This is a genomic window from Halopelagius fulvigenes, assembly GCF_055398025.1.
This window is the reverse complement of record NZ_AP043846.1, coordinates 310,053-335,821: the sequence shown is the minus strand read 5'-3', so window position 1 is coordinate 335,821 and position 25,769 is coordinate 310,053. Positions and strand designations below refer to the sequence as shown.

The window sequence follows — 25,769 nt, the reverse complement described above, 5'->3', positions numbered from 1 at the left end:
GAGTCGGGATAGCGGAATGCCAACCGTTATTCGTCCGGACCCGTCACCTCGACGCGTCAATGGACGATTCGACTCTGCAGAACCGCAGGCGGTTTCTCGAAGGCGTCAGTGTCGGCGGCGGAGTGCTCTTGGCCGGATGCGCGGGCCGGTTAGGGGGAGACACTCAGGACGACATCCAGGGAGACGCCGGGACGAGCGGAAACGACGGCGTCGCCGCCGTCGCGTCCGTGAACCAGCAGGCGATGCAGAAGGAGCACGCTGCCATCCGACAGAAGGTCCAGAGCGGCGAGATGAACCAGACGGAGGCGCAACAGAAGATGGCCAGCCTCCAGAAGAAGTACGTGAGCGACGCCGTGGACGCCCTCACCGGAACCGTCGAGGAGACGGATGGCGTGAGCGTCGGCAAGACGTACGACTCCTTCGGCGTGGTGGCGATCGAGGGCGAGGCCGGAGCGATACTCGGGCTACTGGAGTCCGACGACGCGCGGGCGTTCGTGTCGATTTCGGACGTCGAAGAGCAGGTGGCGAAGCGGAACCAGCGGGCGAACTCGACCGCGTCCGGCCGGTAGACGGCCGATGAAAAACTCCGGGCGCGAGAAAGGGAGGCGTCCGACGAGACGCTACGGACCGCTTACAGCAGGTTCTGAATCGCTTTCTTGATGTTCGAACCCTTCTGCATCGTCGTCAGCGTCTGGAGCGTGTCCTCCTCTTCGTCTAAGTTCTCCTTGAGGGGACCCTTCACGTCGCCGTCGAAGTCTATCTCGTTGGCGAGCATGATGAGGCCCTGATAGCCCGTGATCTCCATCCGCTCCGTCTTGATGCCCGCCGCGAGGTGGTACGGCGTCTTGAGGTCGTTCGACGCGACCTCGCGCTTGAACTCCTCGTGGTCGCGCTTCAGACCGTCGAGGACGCCGCTCTCTCTCGTCTCCGGCGTCTCGTGAATCTCTCGGAACACCGTTTCGAGGCGTTCGACCTGCCGTCGCGTCTCGTCGCGGTGGTCGGCGAATCCCTTCGCCAGTTTCTCGTCCGGCGTGTCGGACGCGAGTTCGTCCAGCATCTCGACGAGTTGGTTCTCGATGTAGTACATCTCCTTCAGGTTGTAGACGAACAGGTCGCGGGATGTTTCGAGCGCCATTGATGTCACCGTCCGCACGTGGTCGCGCGAAGCCGATAAACGGCCTCGGCCGCGATGCTGACAGTCACTCCGGCTCTGGTATAGGGGCGAAACCGTCGTCGAGAGGCGACCTGTTCTCGGAGTAATCAGTCCCGCGACGGCGGGCGTCCGGGCGCGTCGAATCGGCGCACCCCGCCCGCGGAGAGAGAAGGCGACGGGCGGGTCTCGACGGGCGGTCGTCTCAGTCGTCGGCGGGCGTGATTTCGGCGTCCGCGCCGTCGATGGCGGGGCGGGTGACGTCGCGGTCCGTCTCCTCGTCGTCGATGTCGTAGGGGTACTCGCCGGTGACGCACCCGAGACAGAGGTCCGCGCGCGACCGTTCGAGGACGTCCGCGATGGCGTCGATGGAGAGGTACGCTAGACTGTCCGCGCTGATTTCCTCGCGTATCTCCTCGGCGGACTTGTCCGAGGCGATGAGCTCCTCGCGGGTGGCCATGTCGATGCCCATGTAGCAGGGGGCGACGATGGGCGGCGCGCCGATGCGGACGTGCACCTCCTCCGCGCCCGCGTCGCGGACGAGTTGGACGAGTTGCCGGGAGGTGGTGCCGCGGACGATGCTGTCGTCGATGATGGTGACCGACCGCCCCTCGATGGTGTTCTTTATCGGGTTGAGCTTCAGGCGGACGGCGCGTTCGCGTTCGTCCTGCGTCGGCATGATGAACGTCCGGCCGACGTAGCGGTTCTTCATCAGGCCCTCCGCGAACTCGACGGCGGCCGCGCCGTCGGGTCGTTCCTCGCCGTCGGCCGTCGTCTCGTTGGCCGCCTCGGCGTACCCCGAGGCGAAGGCGCGGCCGGAGTCGGGGACGGGCATCACCACGTCCGTCTCGATGCCGGACTCCTCCCAGAGCTTCCGGCCGAGGTTGCGGCGCGCCTCGTAGACGAGGGTGCCGTCGATGACGGAGTCGGGACGGGCGAAGTAGACGTGTTCGAAGAAGCAGTGGGCGGTGTTCTCCTCCTCGACGAGTTGGTAGGAGTCGAACCCGGAGCCGTCGGGTTCGAGGACGACGAGTTCGCCCGGGCGGACGTCGCGGACGAGTTCGCCGTCGAGGGTGTCGATGGCGGCGGATTCGGAGGCGATGACGTACCCGCCGTCGACCTCCCCGATGCAGAGCGGTCGGTTCCCCTGCGGGTCGCGCACGCCGAGGACCGTCTCGTCGTGCATGATGGTCAACGAGTACGACCCGTGGATGCGTTGCATCGTGCGCTTGACCGCCCGCACGAGGTCCTCGTTCAGGAGGTTGCGCGCCAAGTCGTGGGCGATGACCTCCGTGTCGCCCGTCGAGGTGAACGCGTGGCCGAGAGCCTCCAGTTCGTCGCGTATCTCGTCGGCGTTGACGAGGTTGCCGTTGTGCGCGAGTCCGAGCGACCCCGACTTAAAGGAGACGGAGAACGGTTGGGCGCAACAGGCGTTCAGGCCGCCCGAGGTGGGGTAGCGGACGTGACCGATGCCGCCCGTTCCGGCGAGAGAGTCGAGGTCCGACTCATCGAACACGTCGCCGACGAGGCCCACCTCGACGTGACTGTGCTGTTGGAACCCGTCGTGGGTGACGATACCCGCCGACTCCTGCCCCCGGTGTTGGAGTGCATACAGGGAGTAGTACAACGGCCGCGACGCCGCGCGGTCCGAGAGGGAGACGCCGACGACGCCGCACTTCTCGGTCGGCCCCGAGAGGTCGGCCGCAGTCAGTCGGTCCGCGCCGTCGTCGCGTCCGGATGTGGGATTCGGAGAGTCCCGCCCGTCAGGCATAGTCGATGGTAGGGGGTTCAGGGGGTAAAAAACCCGTCCTTGTGCACTCTCCGTCGCATCTACGGGCCACGAATATGCACAACCGTGCATATCTCGGCGCGTCGCGCGGGCGTCGTCGTGCGGTCTGCGGACCGAACGAGGGGGGTCGAAACACGGCGCTTCGACGGGAGTGGGAGACGGCCCGGATGACCCGGAGAGAGGGCTTGGAAGACGGCGGGAGAAACGGGACTCACCGAGACGAAGGGAAGGTTCACCGAACCCGGAGACGGGACTTGCAGAGAGAATCGACGGGCGGAGCGGGGGCTACGACGGCGGAGAGTCGAGAGTAAAGGAGAGTGAGAGTCCGGACCGACGGTTCAGTTGTCGCCCGCTTTGGACTGCCACTCGTATCCGCGGCGCTTCGCCGACTTGCCGAAGCCGCAAGACGAGCAGGCCTTCTTCTTGACGTGGTACGATTTCTCGCCGCACCGACGGCATTTCACGTGCGTCGTCTTGTTCTTCTTTCCTTGACTGGGGGTTCCTGCGCCCGTCATGCTTTGATCGTGACGACGTTATCGCCGCGTATAATGGTTGTGTCTTCAACCGGCGTGACCTCTATTTCGCCGAGAACGTCCTCCTCCTCGTCCGCCGCGGGCGGTTCGAGAACGACGTTCATGTGTTGGTCGTACCCGGCGAGGGTGCCGTAGTATGCGCTCCCGTCCTTCAGGTTGACCGTGACGGGCTCCTGCAGGGAAGCCTCAAGCACGTCGAGGGGTCGTCCGCTCATGACAGAACCGCATCCCGTTTCGGTATTAAATGTGCCGAACCATCGGATGGCCGGCGTTCGGTCACTCAGTTCCGTTTAGCGCCCCTCGGACCGGCACTCGAAGCGTGACGACGCTCCCGCCGCCCGCTCGGTCGCTCACGGTGACGCGGCCGCCGACGCGCCGAACCACCGTCCTGACGAGCCAAAAGCCCAGTCCGCTCCCGTGGACGAGGGGGGTCTCCTCTCCCTCGCGCAGGATGGCCCGTTCGTGTTCGGGGACGCCCGGCCCCCGGTCGGCGACGGAGAGTTCGAGGTGCTCGCCGGAGTCGGAGCGCCGCACCCGGAGGAGAACCGTCGGTTCGGGGTCGTCGTCGTGCTTGACGCCGTTCTCGCAGAGTTCCTCGACTGCGGCGTGCAGTCGGTCCGACACGCGCAGGTCCGGATCTACGTCTATCCGCGTCTCCACGGTGGCCGAGAGGAACGCCAACTCGACGTTCGTCTGCGTCTCGTGGACCATCTCGCCGACCGGACGGGTTCCGGCGGGCGCGTCGTCGAACAGTCGCTCTATCTCCTTTGCCTTCTCCGTGAGGTCCAACCAGCGTTCGACCGTCCGCCCGATGACCCGCGCCGACTCCCGAACGTCGGCGTCGTCCGAGCGGAGCAACATCTCCGTGTGCCCGTACAGCACGTTCAGGTCGTTTCGGATGTTGTGCCGCATCACCCGATTGAGCACCTGCACGTGTTCCTCCCGCCGCTTTCGCTCCGTGACGTCCACGTAGAGGGCCGTCACGCCCTCGGTGCCGTCGCGGCGGGGAACCGCGTGCACGACCGACAGTGCCGTCGCGGGCGAGGAGTTCGCGTTCCGCGCGGTCGAACTCGCCGCGAAGCGCGCGTTCGTACCCGCCGCCGCGGAGGGCGTCGGCGGAGTCGGGTGCGTAGAACTCCCCGACGGGTCGCCCGAGGACGCTCTCCCTCTCGTATCCGAGCCGCGAAGCGAACCGCTCGTTACAGTCCTCGATAACGGGGTCTCGCCCGTCCGAGGCTCCGGAATGGGTGGCGACGAACATCACCGGAAGGTGGTCGAACAGATCATCGGCCCGTCTCGGTGGGGAATTCTTGTCCACGGGAACCTCCGTACCGTTCCGGAGTCAGCCTGTCACACGATTAATCTTTGCTGCGAGTATCAAAATCGAATTTCGGAGCGCGCGCGGCGCTCTCGGGGCGGGCGCGGACGGCCAACCCACGTAGTTTTTAATACCCCAGTGTGTAGCCCCACGTACCGAGATTCCCGCGGGTAAGTGTGGTGGTTGTGACTACCGCACGCGGGACCGACGACCGACGCGCTGTAAGACGCCGGGGCCGTTCGGTCCCGACGGGTCCGCGCCGCTGATTTGCGGCGGCGCGGCGTCCGCCGGCGGGACTTTACGTGAGCAACCGCGCCACGCCTGTGGCTTTCAATGCTCGGACCAACCATGGAAATCGAAATTGCGACAATCGGCGGATACGAAGAAGTCGGTCGACAGATGACGGCCGTTCGCGCGGGCGACGACGTCGTCGTCTTCGACATGGGCCTGAACCTGTCTCAGGTCCTGATCCACGACAACGTGGAGACCGAAAAGATGCACAGCCTCGACCTCATCGACATGGGTGCGATTCCGGACGACCGCATCATGTCGGACTTAGAGGGCGACGTGAAGGCCATCGTGCCGACGCACGGCCACCTCGACCACATCGGCGCCATCTCGAAGCTGGCGCACCGCTACGACGCGCCCGTCGTGGCCACGCCGTTCACCATCGAACTGGTGAAACAGCAGGTCGAAGGCGAGAGCAAGTTCAACGTCGGCAACGACCTCGTGAAGATGAGCGCCGGCGAGACGATGTCCATCGGGGACTCGGGACAGGTCGAACTGGAGTTCGTCCACGTGACCCACTCCATCATCGACGCCATCAACCCCGTCCTCCACACGCCCGAGGGGGCCGTCGTCTACGGCCTCGACAAGCGGATGGACCACTCGCCGGTCCTGGAGGATCCCATCGACATGAAGCGCTTCCGCGAGATCGGCCGCGAGGGCAACGGCGTCCTCTGTTACATCGAGGACTGCACGAACGCGGGTCGGAAGGGCCGGACGCCCTCCGAGTCCGTCGCGCGCCGCCACCTCCAGGACGTGATGACGAGCATCGAGGACTACGACGGCGGCATCGTGGCGACGACGTTCTCGTCGCACATCTCCCGCGTCTCCTCGCTCATCGAGTTCGCCAAGGACATCGGGCGGCAACCCGTCCTGCTCGGCCGGTCGATGGAGAAGTACTCCGGCACCGCGGAGCGTCTCGGCTTCGTCGACATCCCCGACGACGTCGGCATGTACGGCCACCGCAAGTCCGTCGACCGGACGTTCAAGCGCATCATGAAGGAGGGTAAGGAGGACTACCTGCCCATCGTCACGGGTCACCAGGGCGAACCGCGCGCGATGCTCACCCGGATGGGCCGCGGCGAGACGCCGTACGAACTCGACGAGGGCGACAAGGTCATCTTCTCCGCGCGGGTCATCCCGGAGCCGACCAACGAGGGGCAGCGCTACCAGTCCGAACGCCTCCTGAAGATGCAGGGCGCCCGGATCTACGACGAGATTCACGTTTCGGGCCACCTCCGCGAGGAGGGTCACTACCAGATGCTCGACGCGCTTCAGCCCCAGCACGTCATTCCCGCCCACCAGAACCTCAAGGGCTTCGCGCCGTACGTCGACCTCGCGGAGTCGCAGGGGTACGCGCTGGGCCGTGACCTTCACGTCACGCGCAACGGGAACATGATCCAGCTGGTGGAGTAAGATGAACTCGGAAGCGACGGAGGAACGGGTGCTCGAAGCGGTCCGACAGCGGCGCGAACTCGTCAACGAGGCGCTGGACGAGGACATCCCGCTGGAGGAGCCCGAACGGCTCTACGAGGCGACCCGCTACCTGCTTCAGGCCGGCGGCAAGCGCCTCCGGCCGACCGTGACGCTCCTCGCGGCCGAAGCGCTCGCGGACGTCGAGCCGCTCTCGACGGACTACCGCGCGTTTCCGACACTCGACTCCCGCGAGATAGACGTGATGACGGCCGCGGCGAGCATCGAGGTCATCCAGTCGTTCACGCTCATCCACGACGACATCATGGACGACGACGACCTCCGTCGCGGCGTCCCCGCGGTTCACAAAGAGTACGACACCGAGACGGCCATCCTCGCGGGCGACACGCTCTATGCGAAGGCGTTCGAGCTGATGACGCACACGGGCGCGGACCCCGAGAACGGGCTGGAGGCCGTCCGGATGCTCGCGACGACCTGCACCCAGATCTGCGAGGGGCAGGCGCTCGACGTCGAGTTCGAGCGACGCACCGAGGTGTTGCCCGACGAGTATCTGGAGATGATAGAGCTGAAAACCGCCGTCCTCTACGGCGCGGCGGCGGCGACGGCCGGCGTCCTCATGGGCGCCGGCGAGGACGTGGTCGAAGCGCTCTACCGGTACGGCATCGACTCGGGCTGCGCGTTCCAGATACAGGACGACGTGCTCGACCTGACGGTGCCCTCCGAGAAGCTGGGTAAACAGCGCGGGTCGGACCTCGTCGAGAACAAAGAGACCATCATCACGCTCCACGCCCGCCAACAGGGCGTGGACGTGGACTCGCTTCTCGACGCCTCGGGCGTCGAGGACGTGACGGAGGAGGCGGTCGAGGAGGCCGTCGCGGAGCTGGACGACGCCGGCTCCATCGACTTCGCCCGCGAGAAGGCCCACGAGCTCACCGACCGGGCGAAGGACCACCTCGAAGTCCTCCCGGACAACGAGGCGCGGTCGCTCCTGCGCGACATCGCCGACTACCTCATCACGCGCGGGTACTGACCCGGCGGTACGGGTCGCTTTTTCTCCGGCAGACGCCGCGTCGCGGCCAATCGAAGATATATACCGAAGGCACTCGACTACCGCGTATGACCGACGCACTGACCGTCGTCCGGCGGCGACGGCGCATCCTCGAGTACCTCTGCGAAGGTGCGGCACCGAAGCGCGACATCGTGGCGACGACGGAATCGTCGCGTTCGACGGTGAACCGCGCCGTCTCGGAACTCTCCTCGCTCGGTCTGGTCGAACGGGTCGACGGCGGCTTTCGGACGACGACGCCCGGGCGACTCTCCTTGGACGTGGTGACGGAGACGTCGGAGACGATACGGACGATACGCGAGTCGAGCGACGTGCTCTCGAACGTCCCGCTGGAATCGCACGTCTCGCACCGGTTCCTCGTCGGCGCGCACGTCGTCACCGGCGATTCGGCCGCGCCGTACTCGGGCGTCGACGACGCGTTCGACCGACTTCGGCGCGCGGACCGGGTTCGCGGGTTCGGCATCGCCGACAACGACCCGCGGTGGACGCGAATACTGCACGAGAGGGCCACCGACGGGTCGATGACGGTGAGCGTCGCCGTCACCCGCCGGATGGCCGAGTACGTCCTCGACCGGTACGACGACAAGGTGGAGGAGTACCTCGCCGCCGACGACTACCGGATTCGCGTCTGCGAGTCGCTCCCGTTCGAGATGTTCCTCTTCGACATCGAGGGCCGGACGGTGGCGCACCTCCTCGTCGTGGACGAGACGGGGTCGTTCGTCGGGCAGGTCGAAAACGACCGCCCGGACGCCGTCGCGTGGGCCGAGGCGCGGTTCGCGGAACGGTTCGAGGCGGGCGTGCCGATCTCGGAGTTGCTCGGGTGAGTCGGCGCGAAACCCATAAGCGCCTCGGCGTGCTATCAGTTACCGTACCCCTGCCTGTGTGTCCCCAATCCGGGCCTGTTTTTACCCGCGGCGAAGAAGCGAACGCCAATGGACGACGAGTTACGCGAACGCGTCGAGCGAGCGGCCGAGAAGCACGCCCTGCTCAACGCGGTCAAGTACGAAAGCGACGCCGACGTGGGCGCGGTGATGGGTCCGCTCATGGGGGAGAACCCGGAGTTCCGTCCCCACGGTGACGAGATTCCGGGAATCGTCGGCGGCGTCGTCGGGCGGGTCAACGACCTCCCGACGGCGGAGAAGCGCGACCGACTGGAGGAACTCGCGCCCGAGGAACTCGCGGAACTCGAAGCCGAAGAGGAGGAGGACGAGACGGTGCTTCCGGACCTGCCGAACGCCGAGGCGTACGACGAGGTGCGGATGCGCGCGGCCCCCAACCCGAACGGTCCGTGGCACATCGGCCACGCGCGGATGCCCGCGGTCATCGGGACGTACAAGGACCTGTACGACGGCTCTTTCATCGTCCGCTTCGACGACACCGACCCCGAGACGAAGCGTCCCAACTTAGACGCCTACGACGCCATCCTCGAAGATATCGAGTACCTCGGCTTCGAACCGGACGACGTCATCCTCGCCTCCGACCGGGTGGAGACGTACTACGACTACGCCCGCGAACTCATCGAGAAGAGCGGCGCGTACACCTGTTCGTGTTCGGGCGAGACGTTCTCGGAGTTGAAGAACGCCGGCGAGGCGTGTCCCCACCGCGACAAAGAGCCCGAGACGACGATGGCGGAGTTCGAGTCGATGGTCGAGGGCGAGTACGACTCCGGCGAGATGGTTCTCCGGGTGAAGACCGACATCGAGCACAAGAATCCCGCCCTCCGCGACTGGGTGGCGTTCCGCATGGTTGACACGCCGCACCCGCGCGAGGAGGCCGCGGAGTACCGCGCGTGGCCGATGCTGGACTTCCAGTCCGGCGTGGACGACCACCTCACAGGCGTCACGCACATCATCCGCGGCATCGACCTGCAGGATTCGGCGAAGCGCCAGCAGTTCGTCTACGACTACTTCGACTGGGAGTACCCCGAGGTCATCCACTGGGGGCACGTCCAGGTGGACGAGTACGATATCAAACTCTCCACCTCGACCATCAAGGAACTCGTAGAGGAGGGCGAACTCGACGGCTGGGACGACCCGCGCGCGCCGACGCTGAAGAGTCTCCGGCGGCGGGGCATCCGCGGGGAGGCCATCGTCGAGGCGATGGTCGGCCTCGGCACGTCCACCTCGAACGTGGACCTCTCGATGTCGGCCGTCTACGCGAACAACCGCGACATCGTGGACGACGAGGCGGACCGCTACTTCTTCGTCCGCGAGGGCGAGGTGTTCGCCACCGAGGGCGGCCCCGACGCGGGCCACCCCGCACTCCACCCCGACCACGAGGAACGCGGCGACCGGACCGTCCCGGCGTCGAACGGCGTCGCAGTCGAGTCCGAGGACGCGCCCGCGGCGGGCGAACGCGTCTGGCTGAAAGGCTACGGGTGCGTCCGCCGCGAGGGCGACACCCTCGTCCACACCGACGACACCATCAAGGCGGTTCGCTCCGGCGACGTGGACGTCATCCACTGGGCCCCCGCCACCGACAACGTCCCCGTCCGGATGCGGACGCCCGACGGCGACGTGGTTGGCGTCGCGGAACCCGACTTCGCCGAGACGGAGGTCGACGAGGTGGTCCAGTTCGAGCGTCTCGGGTTCGTCCGCGTGGACGGCCACGACGGCAGTTCGCGGGACGCGGAGGGCGACGAGTCCGTCGTCTACTGGGCGCACAAGTAGTCGCGCCTCGGCTCTCCCGCTCTCTTCCCTCGCGGACGCGGATTCCGGAGGCGGCAGGTCTTTTCTCCGCGGCGCGTACCGTCGGCGCGTGACCCTCGTTGACCTCACCCGCCGGGTCGAATCCAGAATGCCCGTCTACCCCGGCGACCCCGCCGTGACCGTCGAACCGCACGCCGACTTCGAGACGGACGGCTACCGCGTCTCCAGAGTGGAACTCGGGACGCACGCCGGGACGCACGTGGACGCGCCCGCCCACACCGAACCCGACGGCGACTCGCTGGACGCGTTCGACGCCGAGGACTTCCGGTTCGACGCGCGACTCGCGGACTGCCGCGGCGCGGGCGCGAACGGGACGATAGGGCCCGGCGCGGTACCCGAGGACCCGGACGCGGAGATAGTCGTCTTCCGCACCGGGTGGGAGGCGGAGTGGGGGACGGAGCGGATGACCGACCACCCGGCCCTCGCGCCCGAGGCGGCGCGACTGTGCGCCGAACGGGGGTACGCGGTGGCGACGGACGCGTTGAGTCCGGACCCGACGGACGGCGAGGGCGTGCCCGCGCACCGCGCGATACTCGGGGCGGGACTCCTCGTCGTCGAGAACCTGCGGAATCTCGACTCCGTGCCCGAGGCGTTCGAGTTGCTGGCGTTGCCGATGCGCGTCGACGCGGACGGCGCGCCGGTTCGCGCCGTCGCGCGGCGTTAGAAGAAGAGGACGAAGACGAACGCGACGAGCATCGACGCCGTGAGGAGAATCTGCGCCGCGGTGGAGGCGAGGACGCCCACCGTCGCGTAGAGGGCGGCCTTCCCGCTCTGTTCGGCGTTCCGGTTCCGGGCGAACTCGGCGACGAACACGGTGACGGCGATGCCGACGAGGAATCCGACCGGCCCCGTCACGAACAGGAGGACGAACCCGACGACGACGGCGAGACCCGTCGTGAGCGTCGACGCGCCCGCCGCCTTGGCGGCGACTGCGCCGCCCGCGTAGTCGACGACGACGGTGACGATACCCACGAGTACCAACGCGGCGAGGACGGGGAGACTCGGGTCGGTGAACCCCGTGGACCACCAGTAGAGCAGTACCCCGGACAGCGAGAGCAGTGCACCCGGAACGAGTGGGGCGACGGTTCCGACGACGCCCAGGACGAGTAGGGCCAACGCGAGCAACGCGACGGGAGTGACGGCCATAGTCCGAGGTGGTCCGCCTGCGGCATAACGCCGGTGCCCGTCTCCGAGGGGCCAAAGCGATTCGGAGTATGATTTATTACCCTCACGAAAGTTTGTTAGGGTATATCATGCCTATCGACCCGAACTTCGAGACGAACCGCGAGAGAGTGGGCGAGGAGAACGGCGTCACCGTGTGGGGGCCGGTGGACCCGCCGGAGCAACTCGGCATCCACGGCACCCACGTCGCCGTCGATTACGACATCTGCATCGCGGACGGGGCCTGTCTGGAGGACTGCCCCGTGGACGTGTTCACGTGGGTGGACACGCCCGGCCACCCCGAGTCGGAGATAAAGGTCGAACCGACGCGCGAGGACCAGTGCATCGACTGCATGCTCTGCGTGGACGTCTGTCCGGTGGACGCCATCGACGTGGACCCCGGACGCGCCGGCCGGACCTGAATCCGTCCCGCCCTCCGTTCTCGGGCACGCGCATCCGTCGTCCTCCCGACGGTGACTGTTTCGAATACCTCACAAAAGACTATTATAAATACGTGGTGGGAATTATCGTGTGAGGAATTAACAATGCACGTAGTCACCTTGACCAAAGGCGTCCCCGACTTCCGAGAGGGTCAGGTGTCGTTCGACGAGGACGGCCACCTCGAACGCGGGAAGACGCCGACGGTGATGAACCCGAACGACGCGCACGCCCTCGACGCCGCCCTGCAGACGCACGTCCGCCGCGGGGGTCGGATGAGCGTCGTGAGCATGGGGCCGCCGGGGTACAAGGAGGTCCTTCGGGAGGCGATGGAGACGGCGTACGCCGACGACCTCCTGTTGGTCTCGGACCGAGAGATGGCCGCGGCGGACACGTGGGCGACGGCCATCACGCTCAGCGCGGGCATCGAGAGACTGGGCGACCCCGACATCGTGTTCGCGGGGTTCAAAACCGCCGACGGGGAGACGGGCCACACCGGTCCGCAGGCGTCGTGGTGCCTGGACATGCCCCTCGTGACCCACGTGATTTCGATGGACGTGGACGAGGAAGCGGGCACCCTCCGCGCGGAACGCCTCGTCGAGGGCGACATCGCGGAGGTGGAGACGGTCGAACTGTCGCTTCCGGCGTTCGTCGTCGCCGACCCCGAGTTCGAACCGTCCTACCGCACGGCGGAGCACAGACTCACGCTGAAGGACAAACGCGCCGAGGCGGAGGTACGCGCCGAGGAGTACGAGGAGTACCTGACGGTGTGGGACCACGCCGACCTGAACCTCGACCCCGACTACATCGGACTCGACGGGTCGCCCACCATCGTCTCCTCCGTGGACCCCATCCCCAAACCGCCCGCCGAACGCGAGGCGACGATGGTGGACCCCGAGGACGCCGAGGCGATGACCGACGTGCTCGAAGCGATGCAACCGTTGGCCGAGAACGACGCGGCGGCCGCGGGGGGTGACTGACCGTGCCCGAAATCGACCCCGGCGAGTACGAGATATCCGCCCTCGGCCCGGAACTGCGCGAGATAGAGGACGCGGAGGAACTCCGCGAGATTCTCGCGGCGGAACGCGACGGAAAGGACCGCGACGCCGTGATATCGCTCATCGAGAGCCGAATCGAGAAGTTCGAGGGCGACGAGGCGGAGACGGACGCCGACGCCCTCGATCTGACGGAGATGAGCACGGCCGAGGTGGGCAACGCCCTCACCGACGTCGACGACCCCGAGGAGTTGGAGTCCATCCTCGAACGCGAGGAGGCCGGCGAGGACAGAGACGGCGTCAAGCGCCTCGTTCGGAACCGCCTCGACTCCGTCCGCGGGAGCGAGGAGGGCGAGGAGGCCGGTGAGGAACGGGCCTCGCCCGAGGAGCGACACCCCGAACTCGACCACCCGACGAACGACAAGCGGCACGTCAGAGCGTTGGAGGGCGGCGTCTACCGCGACATGTGGGTGTACTGCGAGACGCAGGCGGGCGAGCTCGTGGACGTGTCCAAGGAGATGCTCGGGAAGGCCCGCGAACTGATGGACGACTACAACGAGGCGTACGGGGAGGACGAACGCGTCGTGGCCGTCCTCGTCGGCGACGACGTGGAGAAGCACACCGAGGACGTGATAGCCCGCGGCGCGGACGTGGTCGTCTACCACGAGGACCCGCGACTGTCGCGGTTCCAGCACAAGCCGTACACGGAGATATTCTGCGACGCGGCCCGCGCGGGCGCGACGCACGAGGACGGCGAGGCCCGCGGCGGCCGAGACGAGGCGTGGCGCGACTACGACAAACCGCGGTACGTCCTCTTCCCGGCGACGAACAACGGCCGCGACCTGTCGGCGTTGGTGCAGGCTGAACTGGACTCGGGCCTCGCAAGCGACTGTTCGGGGCTCTACATCGAAGACGAGGTGATATCGAACCCCGTCAAGACGGGCACGGCGGGCGACAAGAAGAAGTTCGAACGCGTCCTGCACATGAAGCGCCCCGACTTCTCGGGGTTCGAGTACTCGACCATCCTCTGTCTGGACAACCCGACCCGGGAGTTCCACCCGCAGGGGGCGTCCGTCATCCCCGGTAGCTTCGACGTGCCGGAACCCGACGCCGAACGCGAGGGCGAGGTGATCGAACACGACGCGCCCGTAGACGACGACTGGTTCCGCGTCTCCGTGACGGACTACGACCGGTTGGACGAGGGCGTGGACCTGACCGGCAACGACGTCATCGTCGCAGTGGGGCGGGGTATCGGCGATGCGCCGACCCGGGGGATGGAACTCGCCCTCGAACTCGCGGACCAGTTCGAGAACGCCGACGTGGGCGTCTCCCGCGGCATCGTCACCGGGTCCTACCAGTTCGAGGGCCACGTCGAACAGTACACCACGGAGGACCGCCAAATCGGGGAGACCGGACAGGTCGTCGCCCCGGACCTGTACGTCGCGGCGGGCATCTCGGGGGCCGTCCAGCACAAGGTCGGCATGGACGAGTCCGAGACCATCGTCGCCGTCAACACCGACCCCGAGGCGCGCATCCGCGACTTCTCCGACTACTTCGTCGAGGGCGACCTGTTCGAGGTGCTCCCCCGACTGACGGCCGCGTTGAAGGAAGGGCGTACGGACTTCGCGTCCGTCGCCGTCTCGGGCGACGCCGCCGCCACGGACGGCGGCAGACGGTCCGATTCACACCTCGACGAGCAACGCTCGCCTGCCCGCCGGACGAAGCCCGGCGACGCCGACGCGCGGCCGACGGGGGGTGAGGCCGATGAGTGAGACGCCGAGCGAACACTACGAGGCGGTGGTCGTCGGCGCGGGGCCGGGCGGGGCCGCCGCCGCGGCGGCACTCGCGAACTACGGCGTGGAGACGTTGGTCCTCGAACGCGGCGTCGAGGCGGGGTCGAAGAACGTCTCCGGCGGCCTCATCTACGCCGAGGAGTCCGCGCCGTACACGATAGACGACCTGTTCGACGGCTTCCGCGAGGAGGCGACCGAACGCCCCGTCACGCGCTACTACATCCATAACGTCGCCGGCGAGACGGTGGAGACGTTCGACATCACCTCGCTTCACGAACACGACACCGAGTGGTCCGACGCCGTCCTCCGCCGGAAGATGGACTCGTGGCTCGAAGACCGGGTTCACGAGATGACCAGAGAGACGGGCGGCGGCCTCTTAACGGACGTGCACGTGAACGGACTGCTCCGGGAGGACGGCGAGATAGTCGGCGTCACCTGCGACGAACTCGACCCGATACGCGCCGACGTGGTCATCGCCGCCGACGGGGTGAACTCCGAACTGGCCCGCGACGCCGGGTTGATGGACTGGGAGGAGCCCGAAGAGTGGTATCAGGGCGTCAAAGCCGTCGTCGATATGCCCGAGGAGACAATAGAGGACCGCTTCGCCGTCAAGGGAGACACCGGCGTGGCGCACCTGTTCTCCGGCGACCTGTTCGAGGGCGTCCGCGGCGGCGGGTTCCTCTACACGAACCGCGATTCGCTCTCCGTCGGAACAGTGTTCCACCTCGACAGCCTCGTCGCCCGCGAGGCGGAACCGCACGAACTCCTCGATTCTCTCCTGACGCACCCCCTCCTGGCGAAGTGGCTGGGCGACGACTACCGCGAACGCGAGTACAGCGCGAAACTCGTCCCCGACTCGAAGAAGGTGGCCCTGCGCGAACCGCACCGGGGGAGACTCCTCGTCGTCGGCGACGCGGCGGGGCAGATGCAGGCGCAGGGGCCCATCATCAAGGGGATGAACCACGCCGTCACCGCCGGCGCACTCGCGGGCGAGGCGTTCGGGAAGGCGAAGGCCGGCGGGAAGCCCGAACTCGCCGGGAAACTGTACGCGAAGAAACTCCGCGACGAGGGCGTGATGGAGAAACTCCGCCCCCGCGGGTACGACGTCGTCCGACGCCTCGGCGAACGCGAACGCGTGACCGACGTACTCGACGGCGTCCTCACCTCGCCCGTCGGCCGGTTAGGCGTGCGGGCGTTGTCCGGGCGACTCGAAGGACTGTACGCGTCGCCGACGCTCTCGACGCTGATTCCGGACACGCGGACGCCGTACGTCACGCTCCCGACGGTCATCGCCGAGGAGTTGGGCACGCGCGTCACGGACAGGAACCGAATCGAACCGCCGAGCCTCGAAGAGCGAATCGGGGAGTTGACCTACGACACCGACGTGGGGAACCCCCACATCGAACTGCGCGACGACTCCTACGAGTCCAGCGGAGACGCCGTGACGACCTGTCCGGTCAGCGCCGAGGACTTCGGCGGCGGTTGTTACCGCGACGAACTGATACGGACGAACGGCGACGAGGAACGCGTCGTCAGCCTCGACACCCAACCCTGCATCGAGTGCGGCACCTGCGCCGTCGTCGCCGACACGGAGTGGACGCACCCCGCCGGCGGCAAGGGCGTCCAGTTCGAGGAGGGCTGAGCCGATGCCGACGGACGAACCGGTCGCCGGGGAAGACGCCGGCGGAGCAACCACCGGCGGAGCGAACGACGAGGAGTCGGCGTACGCCAACCGAATACGCGAACTCGCCGCGGACGCCCGACGGGCGAGAGAGACGTTCGTCCCGCCCGAGGACGGCGAGGGGGCAGAGAGGGCCACGGAGTGCGCCAGAGACGGCGTCGGACCGGTCGTCGCCGTCTACGTCGAGGCGCGCACGGCGGCGCGGCCCGTCCGGTTCTCCGCCGCGGAGCACCGACTGCTCCGGCGGGCGCTGAACGACTGGCTCGGCCTCTACGCGCGGTGCCACGGCGTCGAACTCGACGCCGACTTCTCGGTGCGCGCGGCGGCGGAACTGCTCGTCGAGACGCGCGACGCGCGGGACACCGCCGAACTCCTCACGCGCGTCCCGGAGCGGTAACGAGCCGTCCGCTCCGGGCGACAGTCATACGTTAACGAATAACTGTTATGGTTCGCTGTGTGGTATTAGATGGCATGGAAGTAACGGAGGCGCTGAACTTCGACCACGGGGACCGCAAAGACATCTACGAGTACATCGAGAGTCACGGCATCGTCCGCGAGGACGACCTGCGGCGGAGCCTCAACTTCGAACCCGGCGCGTTGGGCGCGCACCTGACCATCCTCCGCCGAGACGGCTACGTCCGGAAGATGGGCGACAAGCTCGAAGTCGCCTACCAGCGAGACGACGCCGAGACGCACGAGGCCGACGACGGGACGGAGTACACCATCCGGATGGCCCAAGAGGTGGACTTAGACAGTCTCGTGGACGCCATCCGCGAGGTGGCCCAGGAGGGGACGTACATCGAAGCCGAGACGGTGGCGGACGTGGTGGACCACGAGGAGGTCATCATCCGCCACAACGACGTTCGCTCGCGGATGTTCTTCGTCGCCACCGTCGGCGACGAACTCGTCGGCTGGGTCCATCTGGACCTGCCGGAGACGGCGAAACTCAGCCACACCGCCGTCCTCACCGTCGGCGTTCGATCGGAACACCGCGGGTCGGGCATCGGCTCAGCCCTCCTCGAACGCGGCATCCGCTGGGCGCGCGAACACGAGTTCGAGAAACTGTACAACAGCGTTCCCGCGACGAACGAGGAGGCCATCGACTTCCTCGAAGCCCACGACTGGGAGACGGAGGCGGTGCGGGAGGACCACTACAAGATAGACGGCGAGTACGTGGACGAGGTGATGATGGCCGTCGAACTCCGCTGAGACGCCCTACTCCCACGCGTCGTCCGCGCCCTCCAAGGGTTCGGCGACGACGCCCTCCCGTTGCACGAGTGCCCGCCCGTGGGCCGGACAGACGTCCCTGTCCTCGTCCCACGGGACGTACAGTCTAACGGACGCCTCGTTCTCGCAGCCCGGTTCGCTACACATTGCCATCGGAGGATAGTACCACGCCCAGACGCTTCGGTGTACCGTCCGAACCGTCGAACCGTCGAACCGCCGGACGCCTCAGTCGGCGAACCGCGACCGCTCCTCGCGGGCGCTCTCGGGGCCGTACTCGTCCACGAGCGGTTTGTACGCGTCGCCGAGCGCTCGCATGCACTGCCCCTGCGAGACGTAGCCGAGTTCCTCCGAGACGGGCGTCCACGGGCGGCCCTGCAGGACCTTGCGGACGAGCAATCGCTCCTCGCGGGCGTCGAGGCTCGCCCGATGCGGCGAGACGAGGTGCGCGAGTGCGAGTCGCCGGAACGCCTCGGGGGCGGCGCTGTAAATGCCGGGACCGTACGACGCCCCGACGACGACGCGCCACTCGCGGTCCGAGAGCGACGGGTCGGCGTCCGCCTCGCAGGCGCGAATCGCCGCCCGCGCCACGTCTGGGTCTACGTCCCGGAGGGGGTCTGAGAGGACTGCGGCGATTCGGTCGCGGAAGTACGAGGCGTGCCTGTCGCGGAGGGCTTCGCCCGCCTCCGAGAGGGGGAGGAGCATGAGCGCGGAGTACTCGCCGCTGGTGTCGTTTCTCGTCGTCGAGAGGTGGACCGTCGAGTAGCCGTTCGCCTCCCAGAACGAGAGCAGTTCCGGCGTCGCGCCGTACCCGACGCCGAGGTAGTCCGCCTCGCCCGAGAACTCCCGCCGCACCTCCGTCAGGAGTCGAGAGCCGAGTCCGCGGGAGCGAACGGCGTGGTGGGTGGCGATGCGCATCACGCGGTAGCCGACGGGGACGCCCGCCTCCTCGTCGCGGAGTTGGCTCGTGAACACGTCCGGCAGCATGTTCCCCCGGACGCGGGCCCCCTCGTACATGCTCCGGCGCGTCTCCACCGTTAACCCGCCCTCGCGGGCGAGGAGGGCGACGCTGACGACGTGCCCCTCCGAGCAGAGCGCGCGGAGTTCGAGGTTCGGCGCGTCCAACAGGCGCGCCAGGTCGTTCGGTTCCGTCCGGTAGTGCGCGAACACGAGGAGGCCGAACGCCTCCGAGAGCAGGTGGTCGTCCGCGAGGAGTTCCTCGGGCGAGACGGCGCGGTACTCGACGGTTTCGGGCGTCGCGTCCTCGACGAGGGGGTCCACGGGCGGGCGCGCGTCGAGGAGGAGGGCGCGGAACGCCCACGTCTCCACCGGGTCGCCGCGGGCGTAGCGAATCGGTTCGTCCAACTGCGCGTCGGTGACAGCGAAGTCGCTCTCCGCCAGTCTGTCGCGGAAGCGGACCGAGAACCCCCGGCCCGCGCCCTCGTAGCCGTGGACGGTGGTGAAAAAGCCCGCCGCCGGAGCGTCGAGGAACGACGAGAGGAGACGAACCGGGAGCGCCGCCGCCTCGTCCACGAGGACGACGTCCGGGTCCGCCGGGAGCGTCGCCGCCGTCGGCGGGTCGGCGAAGCGGACGCGCCCGCCCTCAGCGCCCGCGTCCGCCGTTGCCTGCAAGACGCGGTTCTCCTCGGCGGAGTCGGCGAGTGCGCCGAGGTCTGAGAGAAGCGTCTCCGCGCGGACGAACACCTCCTCTGCGCTCCGGTACGACGGCGCGGTCACCAGCACGTCGCGCCCGTCGGCCGCGAGGCAGGCGGCCGCCAACCCGGCGGCGGCGGACTTCCCGCGCCCCCGGTCCGCCTCGACGACCACCGCCTCGCCCGGGTCGGCGAGGCGTTCTAACGACCGGAGCGCCCGCGATTGGTCCCCGGTCAGGCAGGACTCGTAGGCGAGGCGGGGAAAGCGACGCTCGCGTTCGCGCGGAATCGACGGCGACCGGTCGCCGACGTCGGGCGGCGACGGGGCCGACCCGTCGCGTTCGACGACGCCCTCGTCGACGTTTACGATAGCCACGCCGGGGTGGTCTCGGAGCGTCGAGACGAAGCGTTCGCGGAACCGGCCGGTCACCGCCGAAACGGGGAACGGGGGGACGGCGAGCGATTCGTCGAACGACCCCGTTCGGGCGGGCCACTCGTCGAGGGGTGGCGCGAGGAGGACGAACAGGCCGCCGCCGTCCACCGCGCCGACGAGTCGGCCGACGACGTTCGGCGAGAACTCCTCATGGGCGTCGCAGACGACGGCGGTTCGCGTCGAACCGAGGAGTTCGCCCGCGCGCTTCGGGTGCAGACGCTCGAAGCGAAAGCCCTCCCGGGAGGTGACGATAGTCGTCTCCCCGTCCGGGACGTCGGCCCCGTCGAGAACGTCGAAGGCGGCGTCGATGCAGGCGTCCCTGTCGCCCGCGAGGACGACCAGTCGTCGGTGGTTCGCCCGCGTCGCCGCCGCCCGTACCTCGGCGGCGAGGGCGGCGATATCCATGCCCCGCGGTTGTCCGCGGCCACGTAAGGCCGTTCCGTTCCCGTCGGGCGTCTCCGCGTCCGCTTTCGGCGGTCGGGTCGTCGATCGTCCCCGGTCGTGTCTGGTCTCGACCCGTTACCGTTCCTGTGAAACCGCGGCGGCGCGAACGGACGGTATCGGCCGAAATAGCGCATGTGGCCGAATAACACGGCAGGCGAGCATTGAAAGCGCTTTTATGGGGTCCGACGCTATCGAGGTGTACAGCCTGCCCGGGGTTGATGATTCTCCCCGCCGTCAGGGAAGACCGCGACCAATGTGGTCAGCCGGCGGGGCAGTCGAGCCCGCGAGCAGGAAAGGTGAACAACCCATGCCAGTCTACGTAGAATTTGACGTCCCAGCCGACCTCGCAGAGAACGCCCTCGAGGCGCTCGAGGTCGCCCGAGACACCGGTACAGTGAAGAAAGGAACCAACGAGACCACCAAGTCCATCGAGCGCGGCAACGCCGAGCTCGTCCTCATCGCGGAAGACGTCTCCCCCGAGGAGATCGTCATGCACCTGCCCGAACTCGCCGACGAGAAGGGTATTCCGTACATCTTCATCGAGACGCAGGACGAAGTCGGTCAGGCCGCCGGCCTCGAAGTCGGCTCCGCCGCCGCCGCCATCGTCAACGCCGGCGAGGCCCAAGAGCAGGTCGAGGACATCGGCTCGAAGGTCGAGGAACTCCGGTAATCCACCATGAGCGCAGAAGAGACTGCCAGCGACTCGACGTCCGCCGAGGTCATCGAGATCGTTGGCAAGACCGGGATGCACGGCGAGGCCATGCAGGTCAAGTGCCGCATCCGCGAAGGCTCGAACCAGGGCCGGATCATCACGCGCAACGTGCTGGGCCCCGTCCGCGAGGGCGACATCCTGCAGCTTCGTGAGACCCAGCGCGACGCCGACTCCATCGGAGGTCAGTAACAATGGTCGAAAAGCGCACGTGCGACTTCAGCGGCGAGGAAATCGAGCCCGGAACGGGCACGATGTACGTGAAGAACGACGGTACCGTCCTCCACTTCAAGGACTCGAAGGCCGAGAAGAACTACTTCCTCGGCCGCGAGGCCCGCGACGTGGAGTGGACCGCCGAAGGACAGGCCGCCGGCGGCCCTTCCGGCGAGGAGACTAACGAATGAGCCACCACGACGAACGCACCTTCGTGATGGTCAAGCCCGACGGCGTCCAGCGCGGACTCGTGGGCGACGTCGTCTCCCGCTTCGAGGACCGCGGTCTGAAGCTCGTCGCCGGGAAGTTCATGCAGATAGACGATGACCTGGCGCAGGAACACTACGGCGAACACGAGGACAAGCCGTTCTTCGAGGACCTCGTCGAGTTCATCACGTCCGGCCCCGTCTTCGCGATGGTCTGGGAAGGCGCGGACGCGACCCGACAGGTCCGCTCGATGGTCGGCGAGACCGACCCCGCGGAGTCCGCCCCGGGCACCATCCGCGGCGACTACGGTCTGGACCTCGGTCGGAACGTCATCCACGCCTCCGACCACGAGGACGAGGGCGCGAACGAGCGAGAGATCTCGCTGTTCTTCGACGAGGACGAACTCGTCGACTATGACCGCGTCGACGAGACGTGGCTCTACGAGGACGCGGACGACCACTAACCGCCCCCGACGCAGTTTTCTCTTTCCTCCGTTCCGATAGCCGCCGCGCCGCTTTGCCGTCCGACCACCGTGTCGTCCGACCGCCGTGTCCCGCCGAGCGCACGCCGCCGGGAACTTCCCGCCGGAGCGACCGTCGGGCGGCGCTGACGGTCTCTCCCGGGGCAGAAAAACCGTATTCGTTACGGGCGCGAAACGAGGTCCGATGACGGAACTCGAACTGCTCCTGTGGTTCTTCGCGAGCGCTCTCCTCGCGGGCGGCGTCGCCGTCCTCCTCGTCGCGTCCGTCTTCGCCGTCGCCGCGGCGCGCCTGACGAGGGCGGCGAGCGCGGTACTCGCGCCGACTTCGACGGCGGACCCCGCCGCGATACGCGACGTCGAGGCGCACCTCGCCGACCTCCGGAACGCGCCGCGAATCGACAGCGGCGTGATTCGCCGGGTGGTCCCCGAGGCGCGGCGCGGGGCGGGCGACTCGCGGTTCGGGCGGCGGTCCGGCGTCCGCTTCGACGTGGCTCTCCCCCTCGAATCGCCCGAGGACCGGGTCGCGTCGGTGTGGGTGCCGACGCCGAACCACCTCACCGGCGAGACGGAGCTCGAACGCGTCGCCGCCGCCTGCGGCGTCGAACCGTCCCGCCTCTCCGACGCCGTCGGCCGGGAACTCCCACTGACGTACGCCGGCGACGGGCAGTGGGTGATTCGCTCGCCGTCGAACGACGCCGCCGCCGCGGGACCGGAGACCGAACTCGCCTGAATCCGGGCGTCGAGCCTCCGTTCGCCGTCACCCGGTTCGGTACGCTTCGACCACGGCCTCCCACGAGACGGTGCCCTCCTCGACGATTCGCTCGGGGTTGAGTGCGTCCGATTCCAACGCGGCCAGCGCACTCGGGAGGTTCGGGTCCAAACCGCCGAGGACGGACGCGAGGTTGTTCGTATCCTGCGGCGGCCGACCTGTCTGTTCGATGCTGAGTTCCGGCGCGTCGCCCTCCTCGTCGGTGACGACGACGCGGTGGACCATGCCGAACGGTTCGTGCGGCGGACAGTAGAAGTCGTAGACGCCCTCCTCCTCAAAGCGGTAGAGCCAGTACCCGCCGACCGGCACGATGGGCGAGGAGACGGGTTCGGCCCCGTCGGGGACGCGGTGCTGTCGGCCGTGGCGTTCGTGGTAGGCCGTCACGCCGTGGTCGGGCGCTTCCGCACTGTACAGCACTACGTCGCCCGGACTCACCCGCAGTCCCGCCGGTTCGAAGTGGAAGCCCATCGTCTCGGCGAGCAACGCCGCGATTTCGCGGACGGTCACCGACTTCGAGGACCCGTCCGGCAACTGTACCGTCACCTCCGAGTTCGGGTTCGACAGTTCGCCCTCGTCCACGGAGCCGTCGGCCGCCGCCTCGTTGACGTTTCGGAGCGTGGAGTCGGAGAGCGACCCCCGCCCGCCGACGGCGAGCAACGGTTCCGGGAGGTCCGTGTACATCTCGACTTCGTGCGACGGGCGGACCGACTTCCCGAACGCCTCGAAGCAGTCCTCGGACGCCTCGCCGAGGCAGGGACTCTCCGCCGCGGAGGCGTACCCGAAGACGGGGTCGATGTCTTTCGGACGCCGCGGCGCCGCCGGGCCGTCCGACCCCTCGGACCCGTCGCCGTCGCCGTCGCCGCATCCGTCGTCTCCCGTCGCCGTCGCCGCCCCCGCACCGAGCGAAAGCGCCGTCGACGCGCCGGCGACGCGCAGCACCGTCCGCCGCGGAATCTGTCGCCTCGAAGAACTGTTCCGCTCGCCTCCTGTCGAACCGTGTTCGTCGCTCTCGGGTGGCATACGCACGGAAAATGATTCCTAACCCACATAATCATGCGCATCTTGGCAACCGTATGACATTCTCGGCGAGACGTATCACCGGCGCGGCGTTCGAGGGTCGCGACTGACCGGAAGGAAGTCGAGAAACGGCGTCGTCTACGGTCGGAAAAGAGTCAGCGAACGCGGGGTCAGTCTCAGTCGGCCTTCGGCGTCGCCGCTACATCGATTTCGCCCGAATCGAGTTCCGCTTCGACTTCCCGCGCGGCCGTCACCATGTTCTCCATCTTCCGGTAGGCGACTTCGCGGGGGAGAAGCTTCACGCCACAGTCGGGCGAGACGGTGAGTTTCTCCGGCGGGACCACCTTCAGACCCTGCTGGATGTTCTCCTTTATCTCCTCGACGGACTCCACCTCGGCGGTGTGGACGTCCACGACCCCGAGTGCGAGGTCCGGTTCGAACTCGGGGTCGGTGAACACGTCTATCTGCTCGTAGCCGCCGTTGCACAGTTCCACGTCGAACTCGTCGATGGGGAAGTCGTTGAGTTCGGGGTAGATGCGCGAGTAGTCGCCGTAACAGACGTGGAGGCCGATGCGCACCTCGTCGTCGATGCCGTCGACGATGCGTTCGAGACACTCGCCGACGATGGCGTGGTCGTCGGGCGTCGTCGCGAGGGCGGGTTCGTCTATCTGGATGTAGCGCGCGCCCGCCTCGACGAGTTTCTCGACTTCCGTGTTGACGAGGTCGGCGAGGTCGTAGGCGAGGTCCTCCTCGGTGTCGTACGCCTCGTTGAACGACCAGCGAGCGAGGGTGTACGGGCCGGTGATAGGCACCTTCACGGGCTTTTCGGCCACGTCGGAGGTGAACTCGAACTCGTCGACCAGCCACGGTTCGTCGTACTCGACTTCGCTCGCGACGGAGGGCTTATCGAAGTAGTTGTGTCCCCACACCTTCACCGGGCCGTTGAACTCGTAGCCGGGGATGCGGTGGGCGAAGTACTCGACCATCTCCTCGCGGCGCATCTCGCCGTCCACGACGGTGTCGAGGCCGGCGTTCTCGTGTTCGTGAGTGATGACGCGCGCGGCGTCGTCGTACGCCTCCGCCAAGTCGTCGTCGTCGAACTTCGACCCCTCGTCCTCCGCGAGTTCCTTCGAGCGGTTCAGCCACTTCGGCTTGGGGTAGCTCCCGACCACCGTGGTCAGGAGGAAGTGGTCGTTCTCGTGGCCGTTCGGTCGGAACTGCTCGCGGTTGTCTGCGTTTCGTGCCATTACGCCTCCACCTCCGTCTGGAGGTCGGCCGCCTCTGCGAGGACGGCGAGTTTCTCTCGGTGCTTGTTCACGGGTAGGTAGAACGGTTCGGTGTTCGTCGTGAGGTACGTCGTGTCGAACGTCGCCATCTGCACTTGGTCGAGGACCCACTCGACGCGTTCGCGGACCGTCTGGGGGTCTTCGACCAGCGTGTTCTGGCCGTCCACGAGGCCGAGCGAAATCGAGTCCTTCGTCCCGTACTCGTTGACGTTGTACAGCGTCTGTTCGCGGTCGGCCTCCACGAAGTCGAAGCCGATGGCGTCCACATCGGCGTCCATCAGGTGAGCGTACGTCTTCTCGTCGAACGCCTCCCAGTAGGTGTGGACGACGACGTCGGCGTCGGTGGCGTCCGCGACGGCGTCGACGGCGTCGGGGACGCGTTCGGCGATGTCCTCGTCGGGCGCGTCGGTGACCAAGGAGGGTTCCAGAAGGTAGAGCGTCTCGTGGTCGGGGAACGCCTCGACCTCGCCGCCGAGGAACTCGGCGACGGCGTCGAGGAACTCGGCCTCGTCGCCGTAGTGTTCGTCGGAGGCCAGTTCGGAAAGCGAGTACGGACCGGGGAGGACCGCCTGAAGCGGTTCGCCGTCGAGTCGGTCCGCGGTCGCCTCCAGTTCGTCCGCCACGTCGCCGGAGAACGTCAGATCGCCGACGACGCGCGGGTCGCGGTAGAAGTTGTTGTTGTCGTAGTAGCGCACGATGCCGCCCGTCTCGACGTTCTGGTGGACGGTGAGGGGGTGCGCGAGCATGTCGTCCCAGCGGAGTTGCCCCTCGACGATGCGGTCCAGGCCGGCGTCGAGTTGAGCGTCTACGACCTCGGCGCGGGCGTCCTCGTAGACGGCGACGATATCGTCGGATTCGTCGCCCGAGATGAGGTCGTGTTTCTGGTGGCCTTTCAGGTCCGAGAGGTCTGTCTTCGCCCAATCGGGGAGGGGATACAACCCGGGCGTCGTGGCGACGAACTCTGTCATCGTCTCCCCGTTGGA

28 protein-coding genes and 1 pseudogene are annotated in these 25,769 nt (G+C 67.4%); 17 read left to right on the top strand and 12 right to left on the bottom strand.

Annotation, left to right across the window (positions count from 1 at the left end; genetic code table 11):
- Window positions 1–59: 59 nt before the first annotated feature.
- Window positions 60–569: a hypothetical protein gene (locus tag ACZ522_RS06080; protein WP_379693969.1), complete on the top strand. Its 510-nt coding sequence runs from the start codon at window positions 60–62 to the stop codon at window positions 567–569.
- A gap of 62 nt (window positions 570–631) precedes the next feature.
- Here the strand turns inward: ACZ522_RS06080 and ACZ522_RS06075 are convergent, their stop codons facing one another.
- The 6 genes and pseudogenes from ACZ522_RS06075 to ACZ522_RS06050 form a co-directional block, all read right to left on the bottom strand.
- Window positions 632–1,135 carry a YciE/YciF ferroxidase family protein gene (locus ACZ522_RS06075; RefSeq protein WP_379693971.1) on the bottom strand — a complete coding sequence of 168 codons (504 nt, stop codon included), beginning with the start codon at window positions 1,133–1,135 and terminating at the stop codon, window positions 632–634.
- A gap of 220 nt (window positions 1,136–1,355) precedes the next feature.
- Entirely contained in the window at window positions 1,356–2,921 is a 1,566-nt protein-coding gene (gene purF / locus ACZ522_RS06070; protein ID WP_379693974.1) for an amidophosphoribosyltransferase, read from the bottom strand.
- 356 nt (window positions 2,922–3,277) lie between these two features.
- A complete protein-coding gene (locus ACZ522_RS06065; RefSeq protein ID WP_379693977.1) occupies window positions 3,278–3,454 on the bottom strand; it encodes a 50S ribosomal protein L37e in 177 nt (58 codons plus the stop codon).
- Window positions 3,451–3,687 carry an LSM domain-containing protein gene (locus tag ACZ522_RS06060; RefSeq protein ID WP_379693980.1) on the bottom strand — a complete coding sequence of 79 codons (237 nt, stop codon included), beginning with the start codon at window positions 3,685–3,687 and terminating at the stop codon, window positions 3,451–3,453. Before ACZ522_RS06060 ends, ACZ522_RS06065 begins: the two co-directional genes overlap by 4 nt.
- Window positions 3,688–3,748: 61 nt before the next feature.
- A complete protein-coding gene (locus tag ACZ522_RS06055) occupies window positions 3,749–4,492 on the bottom strand; it encodes a sensor histidine kinase (protein WP_379693983.1) in 744 nt (247 codons plus the stop codon).
- 157 nt (window positions 4,493–4,649) lie between these two features.
- Window positions 4,650–4,733: pseudogene (locus ACZ522_RS06050) on the bottom strand (hypothetical protein); the annotation flags it as partial.
- Between the two features lie 405 nt (window positions 4,734–5,138).
- Here ACZ522_RS06050 and ACZ522_RS06045 point away from each other — a divergent pair.
- The 5 genes from ACZ522_RS06045 (at window position 5,139) to ACZ522_RS06025 (ending at window position 10,947) form a co-directional block, all read left to right on the top strand.
- A complete protein-coding gene (locus ACZ522_RS06045; protein WP_379694569.1) occupies window positions 5,139–6,491 on the top strand; it encodes an RNase J family beta-CASP ribonuclease in 1,353 nt (450 codons plus the stop codon).
- A 1-nt stretch (window position 6,492) separates the two neighbouring features.
- Entirely contained in the window at window positions 6,493–7,539 is a 1,047-nt protein-coding gene (gene idsA3, locus ACZ522_RS06040) for a geranylfarnesyl diphosphate synthase (RefSeq protein ID WP_379693986.1), read from the top strand.
- Window positions 7,540–7,625: 86 nt separating this feature from the next.
- Window positions 7,626–8,399 (top strand): helix-turn-helix transcriptional regulator, encoded by a 774-nt coding sequence (locus ACZ522_RS06035; protein ID WP_379693989.1) that lies wholly within the window; start codon window positions 7,626–7,628, stop codon window positions 8,397–8,399.
- A gap of 108 nt (window positions 8,400–8,507) precedes the next feature.
- The gene (locus ACZ522_RS06030; protein ID WP_379693992.1) at window positions 8,508–10,244 is read left to right on the top strand and encodes a glutamate--tRNA ligase; all 1,737 of its coding nucleotides are present in this window, start codon (window positions 8,508–8,510) and stop codon (window positions 10,242–10,244) included.
- Window positions 10,245–10,332: 88 nt separating this feature from the next.
- A complete protein-coding gene (locus ACZ522_RS06025; protein WP_379693995.1) occupies window positions 10,333–10,947 on the top strand; it encodes a cyclase family protein in 615 nt (204 codons plus the stop codon).
- Here the strand turns inward: ACZ522_RS06025 and ACZ522_RS06020 are convergent.
- Window positions 10,944–11,429 (bottom strand): DUF456 family protein, encoded by a 486-nt coding sequence (locus ACZ522_RS06020; RefSeq protein WP_379693998.1) that lies wholly within the window; start codon window positions 11,427–11,429, stop codon window positions 10,944–10,946. The genes ACZ522_RS06025 and ACZ522_RS06020 overlap by 4 nt on opposite strands.
- Window positions 11,430–11,536: 107 nt before the next feature.
- Between ACZ522_RS06020 and ACZ522_RS06015 the strand changes: the two genes are divergently transcribed.
- The 6 genes from ACZ522_RS06015 (at window position 11,537) to ACZ522_RS05990 (ending at window position 17,560) form a co-directional block, all read left to right on the top strand.
- Complete coding sequence (locus ACZ522_RS06015; RefSeq protein WP_379694001.1) at window positions 11,537–11,866, top strand: 4Fe-4S dicluster domain-containing protein; 330 nt, start codon at window positions 11,537–11,539, stop codon at window positions 11,864–11,866.
- A 123-nt stretch (window positions 11,867–11,989) separates the two neighbouring features.
- Entirely contained in the window at window positions 11,990–12,862 is an 873-nt protein-coding gene (locus tag ACZ522_RS06010) for an electron transfer flavoprotein subunit beta/FixA family protein (protein ID WP_379694004.1), read from the top strand.
- A 2-nt stretch (window positions 12,863–12,864) separates the two neighbouring features.
- The gene (locus ACZ522_RS06005) at window positions 12,865–14,649 is read left to right on the top strand and encodes an FAD-binding protein (RefSeq protein WP_379694007.1); all 1,785 of its coding nucleotides are present in this window, start codon (window positions 12,865–12,867) and stop codon (window positions 14,647–14,649) included.
- Window positions 14,642–16,312 (top strand): FAD-dependent monooxygenase, encoded by a 1,671-nt coding sequence (locus ACZ522_RS06000; RefSeq protein ID WP_379694010.1) that lies wholly within the window; start codon window positions 14,642–14,644, stop codon window positions 16,310–16,312. Before ACZ522_RS06005 ends, ACZ522_RS06000 begins: the two co-directional genes overlap by 8 nt.
- 4 nt (window positions 16,313–16,316) lie before the next feature.
- The gene (locus ACZ522_RS05995) at window positions 16,317–16,748 is read left to right on the top strand and encodes a hypothetical protein (RefSeq protein WP_379694013.1); all 432 of its coding nucleotides are present in this window, start codon (window positions 16,317–16,319) and stop codon (window positions 16,746–16,748) included.
- Between the two features lie 74 nt (window positions 16,749–16,822).
- Entirely contained in the window at window positions 16,823–17,560 is a 738-nt protein-coding gene (locus ACZ522_RS05990) for a GNAT family N-acetyltransferase (protein ID WP_379694016.1), read from the top strand.
- Window positions 17,561–17,566: 6 nt separating this feature from the next.
- Here the strand turns inward: ACZ522_RS05990 and ACZ522_RS05985 are convergent, their stop codons facing one another.
- Together ACZ522_RS05985 and tmcA are read right to left on the bottom strand one after the other, a co-directional pair.
- Window positions 17,567–17,731, bottom strand: a complete 165-nt coding sequence (locus tag ACZ522_RS05985; RefSeq protein ID WP_379694019.1) for a hypothetical protein — start codon at window positions 17,729–17,731, stop codon at window positions 17,567–17,569.
- A gap of 72 nt (window positions 17,732–17,803) precedes the next feature.
- Window positions 17,804–20,065 carry a tRNA(Met) cytidine acetyltransferase TmcA gene (gene tmcA, locus ACZ522_RS05980; protein WP_379694022.1) on the bottom strand — a complete coding sequence of 754 codons (2,262 nt, stop codon included), beginning with the start codon at window positions 20,063–20,065 and terminating at the stop codon, window positions 17,804–17,806.
- A 346-nt stretch (window positions 20,066–20,411) separates the two neighbouring features.
- On the opposite strand from tmcA, the gene rpl7ae reads away from it, so the two are divergent.
- From rpl7ae to ACZ522_RS05955, 5 genes are all read left to right on the top strand, one after another.
- A complete protein-coding gene (gene rpl7ae, locus ACZ522_RS05975) occupies window positions 20,412–20,774 on the top strand; it encodes a 50S ribosomal protein L7Ae (RefSeq protein ID WP_379694025.1) in 363 nt (120 codons plus the stop codon).
- 6 nt (window positions 20,775–20,780) lie between these two features.
- On the top strand, window positions 20,781–21,005 hold the full coding sequence (locus tag ACZ522_RS05970) for a 30S ribosomal protein S28e (RefSeq protein WP_006054022.1): 225 nt from the start codon (window positions 20,781–20,783) through the stop codon (window positions 21,003–21,005).
- A gap of 2 nt (window positions 21,006–21,007) precedes the next feature.
- Window positions 21,008–21,217 (top strand): 50S ribosomal protein L24e, encoded by a 210-nt coding sequence (locus tag ACZ522_RS05965; protein ID WP_379694030.1) that lies wholly within the window; start codon window positions 21,008–21,010, stop codon window positions 21,215–21,217.
- Window positions 21,214–21,696 (top strand): nucleoside-diphosphate kinase, encoded by a 483-nt coding sequence (gene ndk / locus ACZ522_RS05960; protein WP_379694033.1) that lies wholly within the window; start codon window positions 21,214–21,216, stop codon window positions 21,694–21,696. Before ACZ522_RS05965 ends, ndk begins: the two co-directional genes overlap by 4 nt.
- Window positions 21,697–21,898: 202 nt before the next feature.
- Window positions 21,899–22,444, top strand: a complete 546-nt coding sequence (locus tag ACZ522_RS05955) for a hypothetical protein (protein ID WP_379694036.1) — start codon at window positions 21,899–21,901, stop codon at window positions 22,442–22,444.
- Between the two features lie 27 nt (window positions 22,445–22,471).
- Here ACZ522_RS05955 and ACZ522_RS05950 read toward each other — a convergent pair whose 3' ends face one another.
- From ACZ522_RS05950 to ACZ522_RS05940, 3 genes are all read right to left on the bottom strand, one after another.
- Window positions 22,472–23,503: a plastocyanin/azurin family copper-binding protein gene (locus ACZ522_RS05950; protein WP_379694039.1), complete on the bottom strand. Its 1,032-nt coding sequence runs from the start codon at window positions 23,501–23,503 to the stop codon at window positions 22,472–22,474.
- Between the two features lie 173 nt (window positions 23,504–23,676).
- Complete coding sequence (locus tag ACZ522_RS05945) at window positions 23,677–24,747, bottom strand: methionine synthase (protein WP_379694042.1); 1,071 nt, start codon at window positions 24,745–24,747, stop codon at window positions 23,677–23,679.
- Complete coding sequence (locus ACZ522_RS05940) at window positions 24,747–25,754, bottom strand: 5-methyltetrahydropteroyltriglutamate--homocysteine methyltransferase (RefSeq protein WP_379694044.1); 1,008 nt, start codon at window positions 25,752–25,754, stop codon at window positions 24,747–24,749. The genes ACZ522_RS05945 and ACZ522_RS05940 overlap by 1 nt, the downstream gene beginning before the upstream one ends.
- Window positions 25,755–25,769: the final 15 nt, after the last annotated feature.